The organism is Pseudomonas sp. 2995-1, from assembly GCF_002742505.1.
In the GTDB taxonomy this organism is placed as follows: domain Bacteria; phylum Pseudomonadota; class Gammaproteobacteria; order Pseudomonadales; family Pseudomonadaceae; genus Aquipseudomonas; species Aquipseudomonas sivasensis.
Genome location: NZ_LJSA01000490.1, coordinates 554,416 through 564,446 on the forward strand (window position 1 = coordinate 554,416; position 10,031 = coordinate 564,446).

The following is a 10,031-nucleotide window of genomic DNA, read 5'->3' on the forward strand; positions in this document are numbered from 1 at the left end:
TACTCATTTGCGCAGGTCGTAGCCGTCGATGGCGCCGGCCAGCTGTTCAAGGCCATCGAACGTGCGGAGGCTGGCCTGCAGCGCCAAGGCGTCGAGGATGATGATGCGGTTGTGTTTGACGGCGTCCATGTTGCGCGTGACCGGGTCGCTGCGCAGGAAGGCGAGTTTCTTTTCATGGTCGTCGGCAGGGTAGCGGCGACGGTCCATGCGGGCGATCACCAGGAACGTCGGATTGGCCTTGGCGATGGTTTCCCAGCCAACAGCGGGCCACTCTTCATCGGACTGCACCACGTTGTGCAGGCCGAGGGTTTCGAGCATGAATTCGGGGATGCCCTTGTGGCCCGCCACGTACGGGTCGCTGGCTATCTCGGAACTGGAGAACCACACCAGCGCGCTGGCTTGCTTGAGGCCTTTACTCTGCGCGGTGGCAACGGACTTGGCCAGGCGCGCCTTGAGGTCGTCGTTCAGCTGTTGGCCGCGCGCCTGCACGTCGAAAATCTCGGCGAGTTGGCTGATGCTCTTGTAGAGCGTCTCGATGCGGAACGGCTCCAGCCGCGTGCCGTCGGCGCCCACCAGATTGTCCTTGCCTTCGCAGTCGGAAGGCAGCAGGTAGGTGGGGATCTTCAACTCGTGGAATTGCTCACGGGTGCCCACCACGCCTTGCGGGCCGACCACCCATTCCAGCTCGGCAGCCACCAGTTGCGGGCGTTTGGCGATCACGGCTTCAAAGCTTGGCTCGTTGTTGGCCAGGCGTTCGATTTTGTCGTTCTGCGCCTGGTACTGGGGCAGCACACTGTTGAACCACAGCGAGGTGCCGACCACTTTGTCGCCGACGCCCAGGGCATACAACATTTCGGTGGCGGCCTGGCCGATGGTCACGCTGCGTGCGGGGGCTTGCGGGAAAGTCACGGCGCTGCCGCAGTTTTGGACCGTCAGCGGGTAGTGAGTGGGCGCCGCTTGAGCCAGGGCACAGAAACCCAGACCGGTGATCAGGGCAGTAACGCGTGGCAGCATGGGGCGATCTCCGTGTGAACCGTAGGTGAAGCAGGGGCAGTACGGCTCGGAAATACGCCCTTGAACGCTGCCGGTCGGGCAGGCAAGGATGTCCTTCCCGGACACCCCGCCGGTTAGTGATTGTGCTGGGCCGGCAGGTCTCCTGACTGATGCGTCTTCGCCACGCTCCAGCCTTCCCGGACGAGGTCCAGTGGCGTTAAGGAGCAGGCTCGGCACCTACAGTTGCGGGGGCAGTTTCGATTGACGCCGCGGGCGGCGTTTCGAATTCCCTATTAGTCCCATGGGGGAACCGGCGGCGCTATGGTAGTTGATTCAGCCTCGCAGAGGGAGGCTGAGCTTCAGTTCGCGTGCCGGTGGCGCGATCTTCGATGTCGCGCCAAGTCATGGCGCCTATCGTTAAAAAGTCGCTAGGACGTTCGCGCCTCGCAAAAAGGAGACGGCCAATGTGTGTTCGTCAGTAGCTTCGCAATCCGTTTTTTGCTTGATCCCGCCTAAATGCGCGATCAGATCGCTCACCACAACACGGCCGCCTGCCATGAAAGGCCCGCTGCGCAGCCGGGGTTATTTTCGATCCAGCCACACCGTCTGCGCATTGCAGAACTCGCGAACGCCGAAGTGCGACAGCTCGCGACCGAATCCACTTTTCTTCACGCCGCCAAACGCCACCCGTGGGTCGGAGACGCTGAAGGCGTTGACGAAGATCCCGCCGGTTTCCAGCTGATTGGCGATATCCCGTGCTTTCGCTGCGTCAGTGGTGAAGATGCTCGCGGTGAGGCCAAATTCGCTGTCATTGGCCAGGGCCACCGCGTGGTCGGCGTCGCGGGCGGTGATGATCGAGGCCACGGGGCCGAACAGTTCCTGTTTGAACGAGGTCATCTGGTCGGTGACGTTGGCGAGTACGGTCGGCTCGTAGTAGTTGCCGTCGCCTGTGACTTTATGGCCGCCGAGCAACAGGGTCGCGCCTTCCTCCAGGGTGGCCTGGACCTGACCGTGCAGCTCGTCGCGCAGGTCGAAGCGGGCCATTGGGCCAATGTAGGTGGCAGCTGATGTGGGATCGCCCATCACCAAGGCACGGCTGGCGTCGACGAACTTGGCCGTGAAGGCTTCCACAACACCGGCTTCGATGATCAGGCGCTTGGCGGCGGCGCAGACTTGGCCACTGTTCTGGAAGCGGCCGATGAGCGCGGCTTGCACGGCGGCGTCGAGGTCGGCGTCGTTGAGCACGATGAACGGGTCGGAGCCGCCCAGTTCCAGCACGCATTTTTTCAACGCGGCACCGGCCTGGGAGCCGATAGCGATGCCGGCGCGCACGCTGCCGGTGAGGGTCACGGCGGCAATACGTGGGTCCGCGATGGCTTTGGACACGCCCTCGGGGGTGACGTTGATCACTTCGAATAAGCCTTCAGCAAAGCCGGCTTTACGGAACGCTTGTTGGATCAGGTAGGCGCTGCCCATCACATTCGGCGCGTGTTTGAGCACGTAAGTGTTGCCGGCGAGCATGGTTGGCACGGCGCCGCGCAGTACCTGCCATACCGGGAAGTTCCACGGCATTACGGCGAGAATCGGGCCCAGCGGGCGGTATTCGATGTGGGCGGTGCCGTTGTCGACCAGGGTCGGTTCCGGGGCGAGCATGGCCGGGCCTTGGGCTGCGTACCATTCACTCAGTTGCGCGCATTTTTCGACTTCGGCACGTGCCTGGGCGATGGGTTTGCCCATTTCCAGAGTGATCATCTGCGCCATGGCTTCGGCTTGCTCGCGCAAGGCGGCGGCCAGGGCTAACAGCAGCTCGGCGCGCTGGCTCACCGGCTGGCGGCGCCAGGTGCGGAAGGCGCTGGTGGCGCGGTCGAGGGCGGCATCCAACTGCGCTGTTGTTTCGTAGGGATAGTTGCCGACGGTTTGGCCGTTGGCGGGATTGATCGATAAGGCGTGGGTGTTCGCGTTCATGGCACCGTCCTGCGTGTACGTTGGGAATGGAGGTCAGCGTACGGGGTTGGATCTTTTCTGGAAACTGAATAATATTAAGCAATACGTTCACGAATGGAGAATGAATTGGATCTCGTGCAACTGGAAATCTTCAAGGCCGTCGCCGAACAAGGCAGCATCAGCGCCGCCGCGCAGTTGATTCATCGAGTGCCGTCAAACTTGACCACGCGGATCAAGCAACTGGAGCAGGATTTGGGCGTGGAGCTGTTTATCCGCGAGAAGAGCCGACTGCGCCTGTCGCCGGCAGGTTGGAATTTCCTCGGTTACGCGCGGCGCATTCTCGATCTGGTGCAAGAGGCCCGCGCGACGGTGGCGGGGGAAGAACCTCAGGGGGCGTTTGCCCTCGGCTCCCTGGAAAGCACGGCGGCGGTGCGTATCCCGGCGTTGCTGGCGGCGTATAACCAGAAGCACACCAAGGTCGAACTGGACCTGAGCACCGGGCCGTCGGGCACCATGATCGAAGGGGTATTGTCGGGGCGCCTGAGCGCCGCGTTTGTCGACGGGCCGGTGCTGCATTCGACCCTGGAGGGCGTGGCGGTGTTTGAGGAGGAGATGGTGGTGATCGCGCCACTGCACCATGCGCCGATCAGCCGGGGGCAGGACGTAAATGGCGAGAACATCTATACGTTCCGCTCGAACTGCTCGTACCGGCATCACTTTGAACGCTGGTTCTCACAGGATGGCGCGGTGCCGGGCAAGATCTTCGAGATTGAGTCCTACCACGGCATGCTCGCCTGCGTCAGCGCCGGTGCTGGGCTGGCGCTGATGCCGCGCAGTATGTTGGAAAGCATGCCCGGGTTCGCTGCGGTGAGTGTGTGGCCGCTGATGGACAGCTTTCGCTTGCTGAACACTTGGTTGATCTGGCGGCGGGGGACTGTTTCGCAGAGTTTGAACAGCTTTGTGAAGTTGCTGGAAGAGCGCGGGCTTGTAGCTGCCTGAATCCACTGTGGGAGGGGATAAGTCCCGTCCCACCTGTTTTTTTTTCAGCCGCCGAACTGGAAGGTGCCCATGGCGAGTTTCGCCATGATTGCTGTCGCACCCAACTGCACCAGCCACAACGCCAAACCACCAAGGAATACACCGAGGGCCACCTGCAACACCAAACTCTTCTGCCGCTTCACCTGCGGCGCGCGTGGGGTGTAGTCGTGCAGTTCGTCGCGGTCGGCGCGCAGGTCCAAGTCGTCGTTTCTCATAGAGCTCTCACAGCAAAGGGGCGGTCAGGGTTCAGTCTAGGGGCTGGACACAAAAAAGGGGAAACCATGGCTTCCCCTTCTGTGCAACGCTAGCAGGTTTACAGCACCTGAACGATTGCCTGTGTGACCGCAGCAATGTTCGACTGGTTCAACGCCGCCACACAGATACGCCCGGTATCCAGCGCGTAGATACCAAACTCGCTGCGCAGGCGGGTGACTTGCTCAACGGTCAGACCGGAGTAGGAGAACATCCCACGCTGGCGACCGACGAAGCTGAAGTCGTGGCCCGGCGCAGCCTTGGCCAGTTCGGCAACCATCTGCTCACGCATGCCACGGATGCGCAGGCGCATCTCGGCCAGTTCGGCTTCCCACTGGGCGCGCAGTTCAGGGCTGTTCAACACGGCGGCAACGATCGCTGCGCCGTGGGTTGGCGGGTTGGAGTAGTTGGTGCGGATCACGCGCTTGACCTGGGACAGGATGCGCGCGCTTTCTTCCTTGGAGTCGCCGACGATGGACAGCGCGCCCACACGTTCGCCGTACAGGGAGAACGACTTGGAGAACGAGCTGGAGACAAAGAAGGTCAGGCCCGATTCCGCGAACAGGCGCACAGCGGCTGCGTCTTCGTGGATGCCATCGCCAAAGCCCTGGTAGGCCATGTCGAGGAACGGCACCAGGTTCTTGGCCTTGACCACGTCCAGCACGTTTTGCCAGTCGGCCGGGCTCAGGTCGACGCCGGTCGGGTTGTGGCAGCAGGCGTGCAGCACCACGATGGACTGCGGCGGCAGGGCGTTGAGGTCTTCGAGCAGGCCGGCGCGGTTCACGTCGTGGGTGGCGGCGTCGTAGTAGCGGTAGTTCTGCACCGGGAAACCAGCGGTTTCGAACAGCGCACGGTGGTTTTCCCAGCTCGGGTCGCTGATGGCGACGACTGCGTCTGGCAGCAGTTGCTTGAGGAAATCAGCGCCGATCTTCAGGGCGCCAGTGCCACCAACGGCCTGGACGGTCACGACACGACCAGCTTCGAGCAGTGGCGAGTCGTTCCCGAACAGCAGGGTTTGAACGGCCTTGTCATAGGCGGCAATACCGTCGATCGGCAAGTAGCCACGGGCGGCGTGTTGCGCCACGCGAATGGCTTCCGCTTCGGCAACGGCACGCAAGAGTGGAATCTTCCCCTCCTCGTTGCAGTAAACGCCTACGCCAAGGTTGACCTTGGTGGTTCGTGTGTCGGCGTTGAATGCTTCGTTGAGGCCCAGGATAGGATCGCGTGGTGCCATTTCGACAGCGGAGAACAGGCTCATTTTTGCGGCAGCTCTATGGGGGAAGGGAGGGACGTGTCGCGCTCCAGCCGAATGCACTAGAGCGGTGCACAAACGGGGAGCTAGTATAGAGGCCATCACGGCTGAGGGCGACAACCGAAACGGCTTTTCGGCCAAGTTTTTCGGTTTATTTGCTGACCGTTAGTCTTATTGCAACGTCGATCCCAGATGGCAGGCAGGACGATTGCCTTGAAACCCGTCACATTCGCCACCACTTCTATGGCTATCATGGTTTTTTCCTACTGCTCGCTCTGAAAGTTCGCGGGTGGTGGTCTATTTCTTCCCCGACGGGTTTACAGTCCGGGGTGACTTCAAGAGGTACGTTATGTCGGATTTCCAACTAGTCACCCGCTTTGAACCCGCTGGCGATCAGCCAGAAGCCATTCGCCAGATGGTCGAAGGCATCGAGGCCGGCCTGGCTCACCAGACGCTGCTCGGCGTGACCGGTTCAGGCAAGACTTTCAGCATTGCCAACGTGATCGCACAGATCAACCGGCCCACCTTGGTGCTGGCGCCAAACAAGACCCTGGCCGCGCAGCTCTACGGCGAGTTCAAGGCGTTCTTCCCGAATAACGCAGTGGAATACTTCGTTTCCTACTACGACTACTACCAGCCTGAAGCTTATGTGCCGTCTTCCGACACCTTTATCGAGAAGGATGCGTCGATCAATGACCATATCGAGCAGATGCGGCTGTCGGCGACCAAGGCGCTGCTGGAGCGCAAGGACGCGATCATTGTCACCACGGTGTCGTGTATCTACGGCCTGGGCAGCCCGGAAGCGTATTTAAAGATGGTGCTGCACGTGGACCGTGGCGACAAACTCGACCAGCGGGAGTTGTTGCGCCGCCTGACGAGTTTGCAGTACACCCGCAACGACATGGACTTTGCCCGCGCCACCTTCCGCGTGCGCGGCGACGTGATCGATATTTACCCGGCCGAATCCGATCTGGAAGCGATCCGCATCGAGCTGTTCGACGATGAAGTGGAGAGCCTCTCAGCCTTCGACCCGTTGACCGGCGAGGTCATCCGCAAGCTGCCGCGCTTCACCTTCTATCCGAAAAGTCACTACGTGACCCCGCGTGAAACCCTGATGGGTGCCATCGAGGGCATCAAGGTGGAGTTGGCCGAGCGCCTGGAATACCTGCGGGCCAATAACAAGCTGGTGGAAGCCCAGCGTCTTGAGCAGCGCACCCGGTTTGACTTGGAGATGATCCTGGAGCTGGGCTACTGCAACGGCATCGAAAACTACTCGCGCTACCTCTCGGGTCGCGAGTCCGGCGCGCCGCCGCCGACGCTCTATGACTACCTGCCCGATGACGCGCTGCTGGTGATCGACGAATCCCATGTCAGCGTGCCGCAAGTGGGCGCTATGTATAAGGGCGACCGCTCACGTAAAGAGACGTTGGTGGAGTACGGTTTCCGGCTGCCGTCAGCACTTGATAACCGGCCGATGCGCTTCGACGAGTGGGAGGCTATTAGCCCGCAGACTATTTTTGTGTCGGCCACACCGGGTAACTACGAGGCTGAACATGCCGGCCGTGTGATTGAGCAGTTGGTGCGTCCGACCGGCCTGGTGGACCCGGAAATTGAAATCCGCCCGGCGCTGACCCAGGTCGATGACCTGCTGTCCGAGATCAATAAGCGTGTCGCTCTGGAAGAGCGGGTGCTGGTCACCACGCTGACCAAGCGCATGTCCGAAGACTTGACCGACTATCTGGCCGACCACGGCGTGCGGGTGCGCTATCTGCACTCGGATATCGACACGGTGGAGCGCGTTGAGATCATCCGTGATCTGCGCCTGGGTACCTTTGATGTGTTGGTAGGCATCAACCTGCTGCGCGAAGGTTTGGACATGCCGGAAGTGTCGCTGGTGGCGATCCTCGATGCGGACAAGGAGGGCTTTCTGCGCTCCGAACGCTCGCTGATCCAGACCATCGGGCGGGCGGCGCGAAACCTTAATGGCAGGGCGATTCTCTACGCGGACCGCATCACCGGTTCTATGGAGCGGGCGATTGGCGAGACTCAGCGTCGTCGCGACAAGCAGATCGCGTTCAACCTGGAAAATGGCATCACGCCCAAAGGCGTGTTCAAGGACGTCGCCGACATCATGGAAGGCGCCACCGTGCCCGGTTCGCGCAGCAAGAAGCGCAAGGGCATGGCCAAGGCCGCAGAGGAAAGCGCCAAGTACGAGAACGAACTGCGCTCGCCGAGTGAGATCACCAAGCGGATCCGCCAGTTGGAAGAGAAGATGTACCAGTTGGCGCGGGATCTGGAGTTCGAGGCGGCGGCGCAGACGCGGGATGAGATTGGCAAGTTGCGCGAGCGCTTGCTGGCTGTCTGATCTGCGGTGGCTGAGCGGGCCTCATTGGGTGCAAGCCTCCTCCCACGCTTTGACTTGTGAACACCGTCAAATGTGGGAGGGGCGGTGCGACGATTCGACTTGCCCTCGATGGCTACGCCTCGGTTTTCCAGAAATCACCCAGGCTGTTACCATTCGCCCCTTGTTTCAATTTTAAGTTTTATCGCCCATTCGAGACCCGCCATGACCACCGTCCGCACGCGCATTGCGCCATCGCCTACTGGGGATCCCCACGTCGGCACCGCCTACATCGCCTTGTTCAACTACTGTTTTGCCAAGCAGCACGGCGGTGAATTCATCCTGCGGATCGAAGACACCGATCAACTGCGCTCCACTCGCGAGTCTGAACAGCAGATTTTCGATGCCCTGCGCTGGCTGGGCATTACCTGGGCTGAAGGCCCGGACGTCGGCGGGCCGCACGGTCCGTATCGCCAAAGCGAGCGCAGCGACATTTACAAGCAGTACACACAGCAACTGGTCGACATGGGCCATGCGTTCCCGTGCTTCTGCACCGCCGAAGAACTGGACCAGATGCGCGCCGAGCAACAGGCCCGTGGCGAAACCCCGCGCTACGATGGCCGCGCGCTGCTGCTGTCCAAGGAAGAAGTGGCTCGGCGCCTGGCTGCTGGCGAACCGCACGTTATCCGCATGAAAGTGCCGAGCGAAGGCGTGTGCGTGGTGCCGGATATGCTGCGCGGTGACGTCGAGATCCCATGGGATCGCATGGACATGCAAGTGCTGATGAAGACCGACGGCCTGCCGACGTACTTCCTGGCCAATGTGGTCGACGACCACCTGATGGGCATCACCCACGTACTGCGTGGCGAAGAGTGGCTGCCGTCGGCGCCGAAACTGATCCTGCTTTACGAATACTTCGGTTGGGAACAGCCGCAGCTGTGCTACATGCCGCTGCTGCGTAACCCGGACAAGAGCAAGCTGTCCAAGCGCAAGAACCCGACTTCGGTGACCTTCTACGAGCGCATGGGCTTCATGCCGGAAGCGATGCTCAACTACCTGGGCCGTATGGGCTGGTCGATGCCGGACGAGCGTGAGAAGTTCTCGTTGCAGGAAATGGTCGACAACTTCGATCTGTCACGCGTGTCCCTGGGCGGTCCGATTTTCGATGTCGAGAAACTGTCCTGGCTCAACGGCCAGTGGTTGCGCGATCTGCCGGTGGAAGAGTTTGCCAGCCGCGTGCAGCAGTGGGCGTTGAACCCCGAGTACATGATGAAGATCGCGCCGCTGGTGCAGGGCAGGGTGGAAACGTTCAGCCAGGTTGCACCATTGGCCAGTTTCTTCTTTGCCGGGGGCGTTAACCCGGATGCCAAGCTGTTCGAGTCCAAGAAGCTCTCTGGCGACCAGGTTCGTCAGTTGATGCAGTTGATCCTGTGGAAGCTGGAGAGCCTGCGTCAGTGGGAGAAGGATGCGATCACTGCGACGATTCAGGCGGTGGTTGAATCCCTGGAACTGAAGTTGCGTGATGCCATGCCGCTGATGTTTGCTGCGATTACCGGGCAGGCCAGTTCGGTGTCGGTGCTCGATGCGATGGAAATTCTCGGTCCGGACCTCACCCGTTTCCGTCTGCGCCAAGCCCTTGATTTGCTTGGTGGTGTCTCGAAGAAAGAAAACAAAGAGTGGGAAAAGCTGCTGGGCGCTATCGCCTAAGCAGGCCGTTGCAGTGACGAAACCCCGGTTTTCCGGGGTTTCGTCGGTAAGTGATTGTTATCCCGGCAAAAAAATTTGGAAAATGTTGAAAATAAATTTGACACACTTCCAAGCCGCCATTAAGATTCGCCCCGTCCTCACCGATGAGGGGCTATAGCTCAGCTGGGAGAGCGCTTGCATGGCATGCAAGAGGTCAACGGTTCGATCCCGTTTAGCTCCACCAATTTACAGGTTCAAGGTCTGGCCACACCGTCCTTGAATAGATCAGGTCTCAGCTCTGATCGGTTGTACAGAAGGTTTTGTCCCCTTCGTCTAGTGGCCTAGGACACCGCCCTTTCACGGCGGTAACAGGGGTTCGAGTCCCCTAGGGGACGCCATTTTCAACAAGCAGCTCGAAAGGTCTGCTGCGCCGCGAGGCGAAAAATCTGGGGCTATAGCTCAGCTGGGAGAGCGCTTGCATGGCATGCAAGAGGTCAACGGTTCGATCCCGTTTAGCTCCACCAA

Annotated in this window: 7 protein-coding genes, 3 tRNA genes and 1 riboswitch; of the genes, 6 read left to right on the top strand and 4 right to left on the bottom strand. The window is 60.6% G+C overall.

Annotated features, from left to right (window positions below):
- Positions 1-3: 3 nt before the first annotated feature.
- Both AOA61_RS27165 and AOA61_RS27170 read right to left on the bottom strand, forming a co-directional pair.
- A complete protein-coding gene (locus AOA61_RS27165) occupies positions 4-1,014 on the bottom strand; it encodes an ABC transporter substrate-binding protein (protein ID WP_032885849.1) in 1,011 nt (336 codons plus the stop codon).
- A 114-nt stretch (positions 1,015-1,128) separates the two neighbouring features.
- Positions 1,129-1,323: riboswitch (cobalamin riboswitch) on the bottom strand.
- A 252-nt stretch (positions 1,324-1,575) separates the two neighbouring features.
- Positions 1,576-2,958 carry an aldehyde dehydrogenase family protein gene (locus AOA61_RS27170; protein WP_032885848.1) on the bottom strand — a complete coding sequence of 461 codons (1,383 nt, stop codon included), beginning with the start codon at positions 2,956-2,958 and terminating at the stop codon, positions 1,576-1,578.
- A 105-nt stretch (positions 2,959-3,063) separates the two neighbouring features.
- On the opposite strand from AOA61_RS27170, the gene AOA61_RS27175 reads away from it, so the two are divergent.
- Positions 3,064-3,936 carry a LysR family transcriptional regulator gene (locus AOA61_RS27175; protein ID WP_099603128.1) on the top strand — a complete coding sequence of 291 codons (873 nt, stop codon included), beginning with the start codon at positions 3,064-3,066 and terminating at the stop codon, positions 3,934-3,936.
- A gap of 44 nt (positions 3,937-3,980) precedes the next feature.
- Here AOA61_RS27175 and AOA61_RS27180 read toward each other — a convergent pair whose 3' ends face one another.
- Positions 3,981-4,190: a hypothetical protein gene (locus tag AOA61_RS27180; protein ID WP_032885847.1), complete on the bottom strand. Its 210-nt coding sequence runs from the start codon at positions 4,188-4,190 to the stop codon at positions 3,981-3,983.
- A 98-nt stretch (positions 4,191-4,288) separates the two neighbouring features.
- Complete coding sequence (locus tag AOA61_RS27185; protein WP_032885846.1) at positions 4,289-5,485, bottom strand: amino acid aminotransferase; 1,197 nt, start codon at positions 5,483-5,485, stop codon at positions 4,289-4,291.
- Positions 5,486-5,828: 343 nt separating this feature from the next.
- Here AOA61_RS27185 and uvrB point away from each other — a divergent pair, with 343 nt between their 5' ends.
- The 5 genes from uvrB (at position 5,829) to AOA61_RS27210 (ending at position 10,030) form a co-directional block, all read left to right on the top strand.
- Complete coding sequence (uvrB, locus tag AOA61_RS27190) at positions 5,829-7,844, top strand: excinuclease ABC subunit UvrB (protein WP_032885845.1); 2,016 nt, start codon at positions 5,829-5,831, stop codon at positions 7,842-7,844.
- Positions 7,845-8,045: 201 nt separating this feature from the next.
- A complete protein-coding gene (gene gltX, locus AOA61_RS27195; protein ID WP_032885844.1) occupies positions 8,046-9,527 on the top strand; it encodes a glutamate--tRNA ligase in 1,482 nt (493 codons plus the stop codon).
- A gap of 147 nt (positions 9,528-9,674) precedes the next feature.
- Positions 9,675-9,750 (top strand) — tRNA-Ala (locus tag AOA61_RS27200).
- Between the two features lie 78 nt (positions 9,751-9,828).
- Positions 9,829-9,904: transfer RNA gene (locus AOA61_RS27205), tRNA-Glu, on the top strand.
- 50 nt (positions 9,905-9,954) lie between these two features.
- Positions 9,955-10,030, top strand: a tRNA-Ala gene (locus tag AOA61_RS27210).
- The last annotated feature ends 1 nt before the right edge of the window (position 10,031 follow it).